Origin of the sequence: Micromonospora sp. NPDC023814 (genome assembly GCF_040639595.1) — a bacterium.
GTDB lineage: Bacteria > Actinomycetota > Actinomycetes > Mycobacteriales > Micromonosporaceae > Micromonospora.
Map to the genome: position 1 here is coordinate 65,467 of NZ_JBFAAF010000018.1, position 14,729 is coordinate 80,195.

At 72.4% G+C, this 14,729-nt stretch carries 15 protein-coding genes; 9 read left to right on the plus strand and 6 right to left on the minus strand.

What is annotated here, in order from left to right:
* Window positions 1-6: 6 nt before the first annotated feature.
* Window positions 7-777, plus strand: a complete 771-nt coding sequence (locus AB0G14_RS12805) for an enoyl-CoA hydratase-related protein (protein ID WP_357696694.1) — start codon at window positions 7-9, stop codon at window positions 775-777.
* Between the two features lie 10 nt (window positions 778-787).
* Here the strand turns inward: AB0G14_RS12805 and AB0G14_RS12810 are convergent, their stop codons facing one another.
* Both AB0G14_RS12810 and AB0G14_RS12815 read right to left on the minus strand, forming a co-directional pair.
* Window positions 788-1,552 (minus strand): SDR family oxidoreductase, encoded by a 765-nt coding sequence (locus tag AB0G14_RS12810; protein ID WP_357696696.1) that lies wholly within the window; start codon window positions 1,550-1,552, stop codon window positions 788-790.
* Window positions 1,549-2,172 (minus strand): TetR/AcrR family transcriptional regulator, encoded by a 624-nt coding sequence (locus tag AB0G14_RS12815; RefSeq protein WP_357696698.1) that lies wholly within the window; start codon window positions 2,170-2,172, stop codon window positions 1,549-1,551. Before AB0G14_RS12815 ends, AB0G14_RS12810 begins: the two co-directional genes overlap by 4 nt.
* Window positions 2,173-2,379: 207 nt before the next feature.
* Between AB0G14_RS12815 and AB0G14_RS12820 the strand changes: the two genes are divergently transcribed.
* From AB0G14_RS12820 to AB0G14_RS12850, 7 genes are read left to right on the plus strand one after another with little or no spacing between them, the layout of a single operon-like run.
* A complete protein-coding gene (locus tag AB0G14_RS12820) occupies window positions 2,380-3,138 on the plus strand; it encodes a 3-hydroxyacyl-CoA dehydrogenase (RefSeq protein ID WP_357696700.1) in 759 nt (252 codons plus the stop codon).
* 29 nt (window positions 3,139-3,167) lie between these two features.
* Window positions 3,168-4,355: a thiolase family protein gene (locus AB0G14_RS12825; RefSeq protein ID WP_357696702.1), complete on the plus strand. Its 1,188-nt coding sequence runs from the start codon at window positions 3,168-3,170 to the stop codon at window positions 4,353-4,355.
* 17 nt (window positions 4,356-4,372) lie between these two features.
* Window positions 4,373-5,554 carry an acyl-CoA dehydrogenase family protein gene (locus AB0G14_RS12830; protein ID WP_357696704.1) on the plus strand — a complete coding sequence of 394 codons (1,182 nt, stop codon included), beginning with the start codon at window positions 4,373-4,375 and terminating at the stop codon, window positions 5,552-5,554.
* Complete coding sequence (locus tag AB0G14_RS12835; protein WP_357696705.1) at window positions 5,551-6,381, plus strand: crotonase/enoyl-CoA hydratase family protein; 831 nt, start codon at window positions 5,551-5,553, stop codon at window positions 6,379-6,381. The genes AB0G14_RS12830 and AB0G14_RS12835 overlap by 4 nt, the downstream gene beginning before the upstream one ends.
* A complete protein-coding gene (locus AB0G14_RS12840; protein ID WP_357696707.1) occupies window positions 6,378-7,544 on the plus strand; it encodes a CaiB/BaiF CoA-transferase family protein in 1,167 nt (388 codons plus the stop codon). The genes AB0G14_RS12835 and AB0G14_RS12840 overlap by 4 nt, the downstream gene beginning before the upstream one ends.
* A 58-nt stretch (window positions 7,545-7,602) precedes the next feature.
* Entirely contained in the window at window positions 7,603-8,655 is a 1,053-nt protein-coding gene (locus AB0G14_RS12845; RefSeq protein WP_357696709.1) for a phosphotransferase family protein, read from the plus strand.
* A gap of 50 nt (window positions 8,656-8,705) precedes the next feature.
* A complete protein-coding gene (locus AB0G14_RS12850; RefSeq protein ID WP_357696799.1) occupies window positions 8,706-9,866 on the plus strand; it encodes an acyl-CoA dehydrogenase family protein in 1,161 nt (386 codons plus the stop codon).
* Between the two features lie 9 nt (window positions 9,867-9,875).
* Here the strand turns inward: AB0G14_RS12850 and AB0G14_RS12855 are convergent, their stop codons facing one another.
* Genes AB0G14_RS12855 through AB0G14_RS12865 form a run of 3 tightly spaced genes read right to left on the minus strand, consistent with a single transcriptional unit; the run spans window position 9,876 to window position 12,865 of the window.
* Complete coding sequence (locus AB0G14_RS12855) at window positions 9,876-10,256, minus strand: YccF domain-containing protein (protein WP_357696711.1); 381 nt, start codon at window positions 10,254-10,256, stop codon at window positions 9,876-9,878.
* 52 nt (window positions 10,257-10,308) lie between these two features.
* Window positions 10,309-11,268, minus strand: coding sequence for an SMP-30/gluconolactonase/LRE family protein (locus tag AB0G14_RS12860; protein ID WP_357696713.1), 960 nt, complete (start codon window positions 11,266-11,268; stop codon window positions 10,309-10,311).
* Between the two features lie 58 nt (window positions 11,269-11,326).
* Window positions 11,327-12,865, minus strand: coding sequence for a long-chain-fatty-acid--CoA ligase (locus tag AB0G14_RS12865; protein WP_357696715.1), 1,539 nt, complete (start codon window positions 12,863-12,865; stop codon window positions 11,327-11,329).
* 289 nt (window positions 12,866-13,154) lie between these two features.
* Between AB0G14_RS12865 and AB0G14_RS12870 the strand changes: the two genes are divergently transcribed.
* A complete protein-coding gene (locus AB0G14_RS12870) occupies window positions 13,155-14,054 on the plus strand; it encodes a hydroxymethylglutaryl-CoA lyase (protein WP_357696717.1) in 900 nt (299 codons plus the stop codon).
* A gap of 272 nt (window positions 14,055-14,326) precedes the next feature.
* Here AB0G14_RS12870 and AB0G14_RS12875 read toward each other — a convergent pair whose 3' ends face one another.
* A complete protein-coding gene (locus tag AB0G14_RS12875) occupies window positions 14,327-14,728 on the minus strand; it encodes a DUF2267 domain-containing protein (RefSeq protein WP_357696719.1) in 402 nt (133 codons plus the stop codon).
* Window position 14,729 lies beyond the last annotated feature (1 nt).

Sequence of the window (14,729 nt, forward strand, 5' to 3'; positions counted from 1 at the left end):
GGCCGCGTGGGTATCGTCGTCGAGCGGCAAGGTGGCGTCGTCCGGGTCGGTCTGGACCGGCCGGAGCGGCTCAACGCGCTGGACCTTCCCGCGATGCGCGGCCTGGGCGTGGTCCTCGACCGGCTCGCCGTCGACCGGGCGGTCCGCTGTGTGGTGCTCGCCGGGCGGGGGCGGGCCTTCTGCGCCGGGGCGGATCTCGCCGCCGCCGATCCGGCGACCCCGGTGGGCCTCCGGGAGGAGATGATGGCGGCGGCCAACCACGTGGTGCGCCGGCTGACCACGCTGCCGACCCCGGTCCTGGCCGCCGTGGACGGCGGCGCGCTCGGGGTGGGTGCGTCGCTGGCCCTGGCGTGCGACCTGGTCGTCGCCTCGTCCCGGTCCTACTTCGTGCTGCCGTTCCTGTCCGTCGGTCTCATGCCCGACGGCGGGGCGTCGGTGACGGCCGCGGCGTCGATGGGTCGCGCCCGCGCCATGCGGGCGGCCCTGCTCGGCGAGCGGATCAGCGCGGGTGAGGCGGCCGAGGTCGGCCTGATCGCCGAGGCGTGCGACGCCTCGACGTTCGAGGCCCGGGTGCGGGAGCTGGCGACCAGGATCGCCCAGGGGCCGAGGGCCGCCACCGCGCTGACCAAGCAGGCCGTCAACGCCGCGACGCTCCCGGACCTGGACGCGGCGCTGCGCCGGGAGGCCGAGGGGCAGACCACGCTGATGGGTACGGCCGACTTCCGCGAGGGCGTCGCCGCCTTCGCCCAGCGCCGCGCCCCGACCTTCACCGACTGACGGCCGGCGCTCAGATCGCGGCGAGACCGCCGTCGACGAGGAGGGTCGTGCCGGTGACGTACGACGACGCCGGGCTGGCCAGGAACAGCAGCGCGCTGTCGACCTCGTGCTGCTCGCCGAAGCGGCCCAGCAGGCTGTGCTGGGCGACCATGTCGCGCAGCTTGTCCTCGCCGTTCGCCGTCATCTCGCTGGCGAAGTAGCCGGGGCACAGGGCGTTGACCCGGATGCCCTTGCGGCGGGACCACTGCTGCGCGAGGTCCCGGGTCAGGCCGATGACGCCCGCCTTGCTCGCGGCGTAGGACGCCTGCGGGAACCGCGAGGCCACCACACCGTGCACGCTCGCCACGTTGACGATGGAGGAACCGGCCGGCATCACCCGGGCGCAGGCCTGGGCCATCCAGAACGAGCCGTTGAGGTTCACGTCGATCACCTGGCGGAACGCGTCGGGGGTCTCCCGCGAGGCCGGTACGGAACCACCCAGGCCGGCGTTGTTGACGAGCACGTCGACGCGGCCGTGTTCGGCCACCGCCGCGTCCACCAGTGCCTGGCACTCCTCGGGCACCGTCACGTCGGTCGCCCGGGCGAGCACCGTCGCGCCCCGTGCGCGGAGTTCGCCCGCCACGTCGTGCAGCCGGTCCTCGCGTCGGGCGGCGAGGACCAGGGTGCCGCCGACGTTCGCGACGGCCCGGGCGAAGCCCACCCCCAGCCCGGAGCTCGCGCCGGTGATCACCACGACCCGGCCGTCGAGTCGGAACGCGTCGAGCGGACCGGTCATCGGGTGGCCCCTTCCTGTGCCTGGTGTTGCACGGTTGCCAGCGCGAGGTCGGCGTACCTGCGGGCCATGGTCGGCGCGTCGACCGGGCCGCCCGGCCGGTACCAGCCGGCGACGCCCTGGCACATGGACAGGATCGCCCGACTGCACTCGTCGGGATACGGGGTGCGGAAGACGCCCTGCTCCACCCCGCCGAGGATCGTGTCGCGCAGCTCGCCCTCGAGCTCGTCGCGTCGGGCCACGTAGTGCGCCCGGTTCTCGGGGGTGAGACTCCGGCGCTCGGAGTCGAGGAACGCCAGGTCGCGGTGTTGGGCCATGTAGAGGACGATCGCCTCCACCAGGGCACTCAGCCGGGCCACGCAGTCCTCGCCGGCCTCCTCGAGGGCCGCCCGGGCGTGCGCCAGCACGATCCGCATCGCGTGGTCGAGCAGCTCCCGCAGCATGGCCTGCTTGTTCTCGAAGTGGTAGTAGAGCGCCGGCACGGTGACGCCGGCGCGGACGGCGATCTTGCGGACCGACGTCCCGTCGTAGCCGTGTTCGACGATCTCGGCCAGCGCGACCGACAGGAGCGGCGACAGCTCGAGCGGGGGGTAGCTCCGCCAGTCGAATGCGTCGTCGGTCAACGTCGTCCTCGTCTCCGTCCGGCCTCGGCACCGGGTCGCCGGGGAAGCGTAGAGCGTCCCGTGAGCGCCTAGCAAACGTTCGCTCAGTACCCGTCCGGTGCGGCTGTCCGGCGGGTCCGGGCGGCGGGAGGGGGCTTGGCTTCCGCACCGTCCAGGGGCTACTTTAGCGATCGCTCACTAAGTGCCGCTAGGTGTGGGAGGTCAGGCATGGATGTCCGGGGCAAGCAGGCGTTGGTGACCGGAGGTGCCTCCGGGCTCGGCCTGGCGACGGTGGAGACGCTGGTCGCGGCCGGTGCCCGGGTGGTGGCACTGGACCTGCCCACCGCCGACCGCAGCCGGCTCGACGGGCTGGGGGACGCCGTCCGGTTCGTCGGCGCCGACGTGACCGACGAGGAGGCGGTGCGCTCGGCCGTCTCGCTCGCCAACGACGAGGGCGCCCTGGCCGTGCTGGTCAACTGCGCGGGGATCGGCAACGCGGTCAAGACCGTGGGCAAGAACGGCCCCTTCCCGCTCGCCGACTTCGAGCGGGTGGTCCGCGTCAACCTGCTCGGCACCTTCAACGTGCTGCGCCTCGCCGCGGCGGCGATGGCGGAGAACGAGCTCACCGGCGAGGAGCGCGGGGTCATCGTCAACACGGCGTCGGTCGCCGCGTTCGACGGTCAGGTCGGGCAGGCCGCGTACTCGGCCTCGAAGGGTGGCGTGGTCGGCATGACGCTGCCGATCGCCCGCGACCTCGCGGCACTGAAGATCCGCGTCGTGACCGTCGCGCCGGGCCTCTTCGAGACCCCGCTGCTCGGCCAGCTGCCGCAGGAGGTCCGCGACTCGCTGGGCGCGCAGGTCCCGCACCCCGGCCGGCTCGGCCGCCCCGCGGAGTACGCCCAGCTGGTCGCGGCGATCGTGGCCAACCCGATGGTGAACGGCGAGACCATCCGCCTCGACGGCGCCATCCGGATGGCCCCGCGCTGACCAGCAGCCCCCGACAGAAGGAAGCAACCATGCGTAACGCGGTCATCGTCGACATCGTCCGGACGCCCTCCGGCAAGGGCAAGCCCGGGGGAGCGCTGTCCGGGGTGCACCCGGTCGACCTGTTCGCCACCGTGCTTTGCGCGCTGGTGGAGCGCAACGACCTGGACCCGGGACGGGTCGAGGACGTCATCACCGGCTGCGTCGGGCAGGCCGGCCAGCAGGCGCTCAACGTCGGCCGTAACGCCGTGCTCGCCGCGGGCTGGCCGGAGTCGGTGCCGGCCACGACGATCGACCGGCAGTGCGGCTCCAGCCAGCAGGCGCTGCACTTCGCCGCCCAGGGAGTGATGGCCGGCGCCTACGACGTCGTCGTCGCCGGCGGCGTGGAGTCGATGAGCCGCGTTCCGATGGGCGTCGCCGCGATGGGCCAGGACGCGCAGGGGCCCTCGATCGCCCGGCGCTACCCGCAGGGGTTGGTCAACCAGGGCGTCTCGGCCGAACTCATCTCCGAGAAGTGGGGGCTCTCGCGGGAGCGGCTCGACGAGTACGCCGCCCGGTCCCACCGCCTCGCGGCCGAGACCGCCGCCGCGGGCGGCTTCGACCACGAGATCGTGCCGGTACGCCTCGACGACGACGGCGACCGCTGGTTCGCCGCGGACGAGACGATCCGCCCGACGACGAGCGCCGAGGGGCTGGCCGGGCTGCGGCCGTCCTTCGGCGCCCCCGACATGCGCGAGCGGTTCCCGCACCTGGACTGGCGGATCACGGCGGGGAACTCCTCGCCCCTGACCGACGGCGCCTCGGCGGCGCTGATCATGGGCGAGGACGTCGCCGAGAGGCTCGGCCTGCGGGCGCGGGCCCGCTTCCACGCGTTCGCGGTCGCCGGCGACGACCCGATGCTCATGCTCACCGCGCCGATCCCGGCCACGCGTCGGGTGCTCGACCGGGCCGGGCTGGGTATCGACGACATCGACGCCTACGAGGTGAACGAAGCCTTCGCGCCGGTGCCGCTGGCCTGGCTCGCCGAGTTGGGCGGTGACCTCGACAAGCTCAACCCGCGCGGCGGCGCGATCGCGCTGGGCCACCCGCTCGGCGCCTCCGGCACCCGCCTGGCGGGCACCCTGCTGAACCACCTCGAGGCCACCGGCGGCCGTTACGGGCTGCAGACCATGTGCGAGGGCGGCGGCATGGCCAACGCCACCGTCATCGAGCGACTCTGAGCCGGGGGAGGCAGACCATGGGCAAGGATCTGTGGGCCCGGCGCCCGTTCTTCACCGACGACCACGAGGCGTTCCGCGCGAGCGTCGCCCAGTTCCTCGACCGGCACGTCACGGCGCACGTCGAGGCCTGGGACGAGGCCGGCATCATCCCGCGTGAACCGTGGCGCGAAGCCGGCCGGCAGGGGCTGCTGGGCATCAACGCGCCCGAGGAGCACGGCGGCGGTGGGGCCCTCTCCGACTTCGGTTTCCGCTGCGCGATGATCGAGGAGTTCGCCCGGGTCAACGCCACATCCCTCGGCTCGGGCTTCTCCTGCCACGCGGACATCGTGCTGCCGTACGTCTTCGACCTGGCCACCCCGGAGCAGGCCGAGCGGTGGGTCCCCGACCTCTGCGCGGGCGGGAAGATCGGTGCCATCGCCATGACCGAACCGGGCACCGGCTCGGATCTGCAGGGCATCCGGACGACGGCGCGGCGCGACGGCGACAACTGGGTGCTCAACGGCGCCAAGACGTTCATCACCAACGGCATCCACAGCGACCTCGTGATCGTCGTCGCCAGGACCGACCCCGATCCCGGGGCCCGGAGCCGGGCGTTCAGCCTGCTGGTCGTCGAACGGGGGATGCCCGGGTTCACCCGCGGCCGCAAGCTCGACAAGATCGGCCTCAGTTCCCAGGACACCGCCGAGCTGTTCTTCGACGACGTCGTCGTCCCGGCCGGCAACGTGCTCGGCGAGGTCGGGCGGGGGCTGCCCTACCTGATGAGCCACCTGCCGCTCGAACGACTGGGCATCGCCGTGGCCGCCTGCGCCGGAGCCCGGGCGGCCCTCGGCTGGACCCTCGACCACGTCCAGCAGCGGCAGGCGTTCGGCACGCCGATCGCGTCGTTCCAGAACACCCGCTTCGCCGTCGCCGAGATGCTGACCGAGCTGGAGGTGACGCAGGCGTACGTGGACGACGCCGTGCGGCGGTTCGACCGCGGCGAGCTGGGCGCGGTGGACGCCGCCAAGGCGAAGTGGTGGTCGACGGAGATGCACAAGCGCACCGTCGACCGCTGCGTCCAGTTGTTCGGCGGCTACGGCTACATGCGGGAGTACCCCATCGCGCGGGCCTACGCCGACACCCGCGTCACCACCATCTACGGCGGCACCACCGAGATCATGAAGCACATCATCGCCCGCGACGTGCTGGAGTCCCGATGACGACCACGAGCGACCCGATGCCCGACGGCACCGCACCGGCCGCACTGTACGAGCGGTCCGGCCACGTCGCCGTGATCCGACTCAACCGGCCGCAGGCCCTCAACGCCGTCAACGCCGCGCTGTCGACCGCCGTCGGGGAGGCGCTGGAACGGGCGGCCACCGACCCCGAGGTGCGCGTCGTGGTGGTGACCGGCAACGGGCGGGCCTTCTGCGCCGGCGCCGACCTCAAGGAGCTGGCGGCCGGCCGCTCGGTCGCCGCGCCGGAGCACCCCGAGTGGGGCTTCGCGGGCCTCGTCCGACACTGGATCGACAAGCCGTTGGTCGCGGCCGTCAACGGGTTCGCCATGGGTGGCGGCACCGAGATCGCGCTGGCCTGCGACCTGGTGGTCGCCGCCGAGGACGCCAGGATGGGCCTGCCCGAGGTCAGGCGGGGGCTCATCGCCGCCGCGGGCGGGGTGGTGCGGCTCCAACGGCAGATCCCGTTCAAGCGCGCGTTGCAGATGGCGCTCACCGGCGACCCCGTCGACGTGCGCCAGGCGGCCGAGTGGGGCCTGGTCAACGTGGTCGCCCGGCCCGGCGCGGCGCTGGAGGAGGCGATGGCGCTGGCCGAGCGGATCGCCGCCAACGCGCCGCTGTCGGTGCAGCACACCAAGCGGGTGATGCACGCCGTCGCCGCCGCCGGATCGGACTGGGACCCGGACTGGTCGCGGCGGGAGGTGTGGGCGGTCAACGACGAGGCCACCGACGTCGTCTTCGCCAGCCGCGACGCGGTCGAGGGTCCCACCGCCTTCGCCGAGAAGCGGCCGCCGGTCTGGGCGGGCCGGTGAGCAGCCGCGGCCGGGGACCGTTGGCCGGGATCAGGGTGATCGAGCTCGGCGGCATCGGCCCGGGCCCGTTCGCCGGCATGATGCTGGCCGACATGGGCGCCGACGTGGTGCGGGTGGACCGGGCCGGCCACGTCGGCGTCGCCGCGCCGCACGGGTCCAGCCACCAGGTGCTCGACCGGGGTCGGCGGTCGCTGGCGGTGGACCTGAAACATCCTGCCGCCGCGGACGTCGTGCTGAACCTCGTCGCGAACGCCGACGTCCTCCTGGAGGGCTTCCGTCCCGGCGTGGCCGAGCGCCTCGGGATCGGCCCGGACCGCGCGCTCGAGCGCAACCCCAGGCTGGTGTACGGCCGGATGACCGGATGGGGACAGCAGGGGCCGTACGCCCGGCGGGCGGGCCACGACATCAACTACATCGCGGTGACCGGGGCGCTCGAGCCGATCGTGGGCGCGGACGGCGCCCCGACCGCCCCGCTCAACATGCTGGGCGACTTCGGCGGCGGAGGCATGCTGATGGCCTTCGGTGTCGTCGCCGCCCTGCTGCACGCCCGGCGGACGGGGCAGGGCCAGGTCGTGGACGCGGCGATCGTGGACGGCACCGCCCTGTTCACGGCGATGCTGCACTCGATGCGGGCCCACGGCGAGTGGACCGAGCCGCGCGGCGGCAACCTCTTCGACGGGGCGGCGCCCTACTACGGCGTCTACCGCACCGCGGACGACCGGTGGATCTCGGTGGGCGCCATCGAGCCGCAGTTCTACGCCCAGTTGCTGGATGGCCTCGGTCTCGCCGAGGAACTGGCCGGCGTACCCCAGGACGACAAGGCCGCGTGGCCACGGGTCCGCGCGACCTTCGCCCGGCGCTTCGCCGAGCGGACCCGGCCGCGGTGGATGGAGACCTTCGCGGGCTCCGACGCCTGCGTCGCGGAGGTCCTCAGCCCCGCGGAGGCGCCCGGCCACGAGCACATGGCCGCCAGGTCCGTCTTCGTCGAGCACGACGGCCTGACGCATCCCGCCCCGGCACCCCGGTTCTCGCAGACCCCCGGGGCATGGCCGGGGCCGGCGCCCCGGTGCGGCGAACACACCCGTGAGGTGCTCGGCGAGGCGGGCCTGGACCGGGCGGCCGTCGACGCGCTCGTCGACGCCGGGGTCGTCCGGCAGGCATGAGCCCGGGCGGGCCCGGGCCGAACCCGGCCCGCCGGACACGAACGGAGAGGAGCGGTGGGTGAACGCGTCGTCGGCTGAGCCGGACCTGCGGGAGCTGGTGCGCCCGGAACGGGTGGGACGGGCGCTGGCCGCGGCTCTGGAGGACGACCGGTGGCGGGAGCTGGACGTCACGCTGATCGCGGGTGGCAAGTCGAACCTGACGTTCGAGCTGGTCAGCGCCGCGGGTGCGGTGGTGCTGCGCCGCCCGCCGACGGGTGAGCTGCTGCCGAGCGCCCACGACATGGGCCGTGAGGCGCGGGTGCAGCAGGCCCTCGCGGGGACGCCGGTGCCGGTGCCCCGGGTGATCCTCGTTGACCGGACCGGGGACCTGCTCGGCGTGCCGTGCTACGTGATGGAGAAGGTCGACGGCCACGTGGTCCGCGACGAGCTTCCCGCGGCCTACGCCCGGGGCCCGGGCGCGAAGGTCGCGCTGGCCGACGCGCTGGTCGACGTTCTGGCCGACCTCCACCTGGTGGAGCCGGAATCGGTCGGCCTGGGCGACTACGGCCGGCCGACCGGGTTCGTGGCGCGGCAGTTGCGGCGCTGGCGCGGCCAGTGGGACGCGTCGAAGACCCACGAGGTGTGGGCGCTCGACGAGCTGGGGGCACGGCTCACCGACGCGCTGCCCGCCGCCGGGCGGTCGGCGATCGTGCACGGCGACTTCCGGCTGGACAACTGCCTGCTGGACCGCCGGGACCCGGCGCGGGTGCGGGCGGTGCTCGACTGGGAGCTGTCGACGCTGGGCGATCCGATGACGGATCTGGGGATGCTGCTGTTCTACTGGCGCGAGCCCGGCGAACCCGCGCCGCTGCTGACCCCGGCGGTGACCCGCCACGACGATTTTCCCCGCCGCGCCCACCTCGCCGAGCGCTACGCCCGGCGGACCGGGGCGGGCCTGGACGACCTCGCGTTCTACGAGGCGTTCGCCCACTTCAAGTTCGCGATCATCGCCCAGGGTGTCGCCGCCCGGGTGGCGTCCGGGGCGATGGCCGGACAGACGTTCGGCGACCTCGACGACGAGGTTCGGCGGATCGCCGAAGCGGGCCTGACCACACTCGACCAGAAAGGCTGACCCAGGTGGATTTCGCGCTCTCGCCGAAGGCGGAGGAGACCGTCGGACGGATGTGGGACTTCATGCGGGAGGAGGTCCTGCCCGCCGAGCGGAGCTGGGCCGCCCACCTGGCCGCGCACGGGGCGCACGCGTACCCGCCGGTGATGGAGGACCTGAAGGCCTCCGCGCGGAGGCGCGGCCTGTGGAACCTGTTCCTGCCCGAGCTGTCGGGGCTGACCAACCTGGAGTACGCGGCTGTCGCGGAGGTCTCCGGCTGGTCGCCGGTGATCGCGCCGGAGGCGATCAACTGCCAGGCCCCCGACACGGGGAACATGGAGACGCTGCACCGGTTCGCCACCGGGGAGCAGAAGACGCGGTGGCTGGAGCCGCTGCTGGCCGGGACGATCCGCTCGGCGTACGCGATGACCGAGCCGGACGTGGCGTCCTCCGACGCCACCAACATCACCACGGCGATCGTCCGGGACGGCGACGAGTACGTCGTCAACGGGCGCAAGTGGTGGATCACCGGGGTCGCCGACGAGCGGTGCCAGGTGTTCATCGTGATGGGCAAGACCGACCCGGACGCCGAGGCGCACCGGCAGCAGTCGATGATCCTGGTGCCGCGGGACACCCCCGGGCTGGAGATCGTGCGGCACCTGCCGATCTTCGGGTACCAGGACCAGCACGGCCACTCGGAGCTGGTGTTCCGGGACGTACGCGTGCCCGCGGCGAACCTGTTGGGCCGCGAGGGTGACGGGTTCGCGATCGCCCAGGCCCGGCTCGGACCGGGTCGGATCCACCACGCGATGCGGGCGATCGGGATGGCCGAGCGGGCGCTGGGACTGATGGTGGAGCGCGCCAAGTCGCGGGTCGCGTTCGGCCGGCACCTCGCCGACCAGGGCGTGGTACGCGAGCTGATCGCGCAGTCGCGGATCGACATCGACCAGGCGCGGCTGCTGGTCTACAAGACGGCGTGGCTGATCGACCGGTACGGCGCCAAGGGCGCCCGCACGGAGATCGCCGCGATCAAGGTCGCCGCGCCGGCGATGGCGACCGCCGTCATCGACCGGGCGATCGAGGTGTTCGGCGGCGCCGGGGTCAGCGACGACACCCCGCTCGCCTACTTCTACGCGTGGGCGCGGGTGCTGCGCATCGTCGACGGTCCCGACGCCGTCCACCGCCGCTCCATCGCCCGGGAGGAACTCAGGCGCGAGCGCCCGTACGTCGGCTGAAACCCGCGGTCACGGGGCGTCGACGACCTCCCGCCCGAGGGGCCAGAACGCCGCCGGCACGAGCTTGAAGTTGGCGATGCCGAACGGAATGCCGATGACCGTGACGCAGAGCGCGACGCCGGCGACGATGTGGGACAGGGCCAGCCACCATCCCGCCAGCACCACCCACAGGACGTTCGCCAGTCCGGAGGCGACGCCCGCACCCGGCTTGGGCACCACGGTGCGGCCGAAGGGCCACAGCGAATAGGCGGCGAGACGCAGCGACGCGACACCGAACGGGATGGTGATGACCAGGACGAAGCAGACCAGCGCGGCGATGCCGTAGCCGATCGCCAGCACGATCCCACCGCCGAAGACGAGCCACAACACGTTCAGGACGAAGCGAATCACTCCTCCAGCATGACCATCCCGCGCCAGCCGGTCGGTGCGACGGCGGTCCTCGTCACCGCGGGGCGGCGGAGGCGAAGTGGGGTCGCAGCCCGGGCCGCGGCCAGTCGACCGCCAGCAGGCGGCCGGTGCTGGAGGCGGTGACGTAGGCCGTCCGCAGGTCGGGGCCGCCCCAGGTGATGTTGGTGATCCCCGGGTCGCCGACGTCGATCGGCACGAAGTCCACCAGACCGCCGTCCGGGTCGATCACCGAGATGCCCGGCGTGACCATCGACGCCACGCAGACGTTGCCGCCGGCCTCCACGCCCAGCGAGTCGAAGTTGGTGTACGTCGGCGCGGTGTGGAGGAAGTTGCCGCCGCCGGAGCCGCCCAGGGACCTCCCGCCCCGGATCTCACCCGGGGCCGTCACGTCCCACCACCAGACCCGCGCGGTGTAGGTCTCGCTGACGTAGAGCCGCGTGCCGTCGGGGGAGAGGCCGATGCCGTTCGGCCCCTCCATGCCGCCGGCGAGCATCCGGATCGACCGGCCGTCCGGCGTGGCGTAGAACAGCCGCCCACGGTCGCCGGTGACCCCGTCGCTCTTGCCGTGGTCGGTGAAGTAGAAACCGCCCTCGGCGTCGAAGACGAGGTCGTTGGGTCCGCGCAGCGCCACGCCGTCGGCCTCGGTGTAGAGCGTCCGCACCTCGCCCGTGGCCAGGTCGACGGCCTGGATGCTGCCCGAGTTGTAGTCGGCGGGAATGCCTCCGGCGAACACGAACCCGCCCACCTCGAAGGCGTGCAGGCCGCCGTTGTTGGCGACGTACACCCGGCCGTCCGGACCGACGGCGGCGCCGTTGGGCCCGCCGCCCAGTTCGGCGACGACGGACGTCGTGCCGTCCGGGGTGACCCGGGTCAGGGTGCCACGGTGGATCTCGACGACCAGGACGTCGCCGCCGGGCAGGGCGACCGGGCCCTCGGGGAACCTCAACCCGGTGGCGACGGTGGTGACGGCGGTGGATGCGACGTGCTCGTCCATGGCTCGGCTGCCCTTCCGGTCGGCGTTGGTCCGGCGTCGGCCGCTTCCGCGGCGACGGTCACTCTCCGGCGACGAACCGGTCGCGGAGTTCGTTCTTGCGGATCTTCCCGCTGACGGTCTTCGGCAGCGCGTCGACGAAGTAGACCGCGCGCGGCTGCTTGTAGGACGCCAGCCGGCTCCTGGACTGGGCCACGACGTCCTCGGCCGTGATCTCGTGCCCGTCCTTCGGCACCACCACGGCAGCCACCTTCTCTCCCCACACCGGGTCGGGCAGGCCGATCACCGCGGCCTCCGCCACGGCGGGGTGCTCGTAGAGGGCGTTCTCGACCTCGCTGGAGTACACGTTCTCGCCGCCGGAGATGATCATGTCCTTCAGCCGGTCGACGATGTAGAGGAAGCCCTCCTCGTCCCTGCGGGCGAGGTCACCGGTGTGGAACCAGCCACCGTCGAAGGCCGCCTCGGTCGCCTTCGGGTCGCCCCAGTAGCCGGTAGTGACCTGGTCGCCGCGCACCACGATCTCGCCGATCTCGCCGAGGTCGCAGTCCTCGCCGTCGGGGCGCACCACCCGCACGTCCACCAGCGACATCGGCTTGCCGATGGCGTCGAGCAGGTGCTCCTCGCCGTTGGCGGCGCGGATGTGCGCCTGCTTGTCGAGGGTCAGCATGTTCCCGCCGAGTTCGGTCATGCCCATGCCGGCGTAGACCACGGGCCCGAACCGTTCGATGGTCTGCCGGAGCACCTCCGGCGGGATCTTGGACGCGCCGTACCCCATCCACTCCAGGCTGCTGAGGTCGTAGTCGTCGATCTTCGGGTGGGCCAGCAGCATCGACATCATGGTGGGGGCGAACCCGCCGCTGGTGACCCGGTGGTCCTGCACGATCCGCATCCAGCGCTCCGGGTCCCAGCCGGACATCATCAGCACCGAGCCGCCGTGGAACTGGTGTACGGGCACGAGGTAGCCGGCCACGTGGCACAGCGGCATGGCGTTGAGGAACGTGGTCCGGGGCGTGGGCTCGTACGCGAGCGCCGACTGGACCAGCGCGACGTTCAGGTTGCGGTGGGTCAGCTGGGCGCCCTTCGGGAACCCCGTCGTGCCGCTGGTGTACAGCAGCCAGGCCACGTCGTCCTCGCTGACCGGGACGTCCGGGGTGCTCGCCGACGCGGCGCCGAGCAGGTCCTCGTAGCTGCGGAAGCCCGGCACCGGCTCGCCGATGACGACGATGTGCTCGACCGTGGCGAGTTCGGCGCGGTGGTCGGCGATCGCCGCGAGGAAGGGCTGGGCGACGAGGAGCACCTTCGCGCCGGCGTTGTTGAGGATCCACACCCATTCCTTCGGGTGCAGGCGGTAGTTGAGCATGGTCAGGGCCATGCCCGCCGACGGCACGCCGTAGTAGGCCTCGACGTACTCAAGGCTGTTCTCGGACAGGATCCCGACCCGGTCACCGTGCGAGGCGATGCCCGTCAGGGCGTTGGCCAGGCGCATCGCGCGCTCGTGCAGTTCGGCGTACGTCCGCGATCCCGAGTCGTCGACCATGAGCAGAGCGGTGTGGTGCGGATACCGGGTCGCGTTGCGCCGCAGGATGTCGCCGTAAAGCACGTTATTTCTCCCCTGTCCGTATCGATGGCCTAGGTGAGGGCGGGTCGTTGGGTGACCACTCCCGCTGGCCGGCGGGGGCCGGCGAGTTCCTGCGGTCGGGTGGGTCGGTACGTGAATGAAACCACGGGGACACGGTCCCGTAAAGAGATCACGATGGTTACTGCATACAATCTCGCACAACGCGCCGTGATCCTCTAGCGGGTTGTCAGGCAATCTGGGCTTGTCCGGCGGAACTCGGCGGCCTATCTTGCATACATCTTTTGATTGGCCGGCGGACACGAGGACGGACATGACGGTCAGAATCTGCGAAGTCGGCCCCCGCGACGGCCTGCAGAACGAACCAGAGCATCTCAGCCCGCGGCAGCGTGCGGAGTTCGTCAACCGGCTGGCCGGCACCGGACTGACCGCCGTGGAGGTGACCAGCTTCGTCAATCCGGCCCGCGTACCCCGGATGAGTGCGGCGGAGGAGGTCTGCGCCGGGGTCGAGTCCGCGTCCGGTGTCACATTCGCCGGCCTCGTGCTCAACGAGCGCGGCTACGCCCGACTCGCGGCGACTCCGCTGGTGGAGGCGCGGGTCGCCTTCTGTGTCACGGAGACCTTCAACCAGCGGAACCAGGGGCGCAGCGTCGAGCAGTCGCTCGCCGAGGCCGGCGCCATCGTCACCGCGGCGCACGCCGACGGCCGGCGGGCCAGCGTCACCCTGGCGGCTTCCTTCGGCTGCCCCTTCGAGGGAGAGGTCGATCCCGGCCGAGTGCTGTCCATCGCCGAGCGCGTCGCCGCCACCGGGGTCGACGAACTCGTCTTCGCCGACACGATCGGTGTGGGGGTGCCCAGGCAGGTGACCCACCTGCTGGGCGGCGCGGCCGGTTTCGGCATTCCGCTGGGGCTGCACCTGCACAACACCCGAAACACCGGATACGCCAACGCGTACGCCGGTCTGGAAGCGGGAGTGTCGGTGCTCGACAGCTCCGTCGCGGGCATCGGTGGCTGCCCGTTCGCGCCCGACGCGACCGGCAACATCGCCACGGAGGATCTCGTCTACCTGCTCGAACGCGAGGGTGTGGACACCGGCGTCGACCTCGACGCCCTGCTGTCGGTCTCCGCCTGGATCACCGACGTGCTGGGTCGGCAGTTGCCGGGCCAGTTGCTTCGGGCCGGGCGGTTCCCGAGAGCGCAGGGCGTGATCTGAGAGCCGGCCGGGTGGCTGTGACGGACGAGATGGGCTCCACCGGGACGGCCAGAGCCGGCCCACCACGGGCCGGCCTCGCCGAGAGCCAGGTAACGGCGCGTAAGGGCCAAGACTGCTGGTGCTGCCGCACGACAGTGCGCGGATCTGCCGGTGAGCGGCTGCTCCGTGGTGCGCGGTGAACCGCAGAGGTGGCCCGGGCCTTGGTCGGTGACCTCAGCCCGGGTTCTGTGTCGGACCTCAGTTCAAGGCTCCACGAGAGGGCTGGAGCTATGTCAGCCCTTGCGCCCGCCGTCGTATCGCCCCGCCGAGTCGGTGAGTTCCCAGAACTCGGCGGGGAGATGGGTGACGACGTCGTCGTAGTCGCCGGGCGGGATGGCCTCGCGGAGGGTGTCGAACACCGCCCGCATGCCGGCCTTCGCCGTCGTCCCGTCGACCTCGGCACGCCCGCTGACCTGCTGGACGAACGCGTCGACCCCGAAGCGCTGGGCCTTGTCCCTGGGCGCGAACGCGTAGGCCCGCAGCTCGTCGGGGAGCCGGGCGGAGAGGTCCCGCGCCTCACCCCCGTCGATCCGCTCCGCCAGGGTCGTCAGCGTGGCGCGCGTGATGGCGGTGGCCTGCTCGGGTGACGTGCGCAGGCGTTTCGCCACCGAGTCGATGAACTCGCTGTTGTCCACC

Bases quoted from the DNA above. Each gene is read 5' to 3' on its own strand.
- AB0G14_RS12810 (WP_357696696.1), bottom strand. From the start codon at position 1,552: ATGACCGGTCCGCTCGACGCGTTCCGACTCGACGGCCGGGTCGTGGTG.
- AB0G14_RS12820 (WP_357696700.1), top strand. From the start codon at position 2,380: ATGGATGTCCGGGGCAAGCAGGCGTTGGTGACCGGAGGTGCCTCCGGG.
- AB0G14_RS12825 (WP_357696702.1), top strand. From the start codon at position 3,168: ATGCGTAACGCGGTCATCGTCGACATCGTCCGGACGCCCTCCGGCAAG.
- AB0G14_RS12830 (WP_357696704.1), top strand. From the start codon at position 4,373: ATGGGCAAGGATCTGTGGGCCCGGCGCCCGTTCTTCACCGACGACCAC.
- AB0G14_RS12835 (WP_357696705.1), top strand. From the start codon at position 5,551: ATGACGACCACGAGCGACCCGATGCCCGACGGCACCGCACCGGCCGCA.
- AB0G14_RS12850 (WP_357696799.1), top strand. From the start codon at position 8,706: ATGTGGGACTTCATGCGGGAGGAGGTCCTGCCCGCCGAGCGGAGCTGG.
- AB0G14_RS12860 (WP_357696713.1), bottom strand. From the start codon at position 11,268: ATGGACGAGCACGTCGCATCCACCGCCGTCACCACCGTCGCCACCGGG.
- AB0G14_RS12870 (WP_357696717.1), top strand. From the start codon at position 13,155: ATGACGGTCAGAATCTGCGAAGTCGGCCCCCGCGACGGCCTGCAGAAC.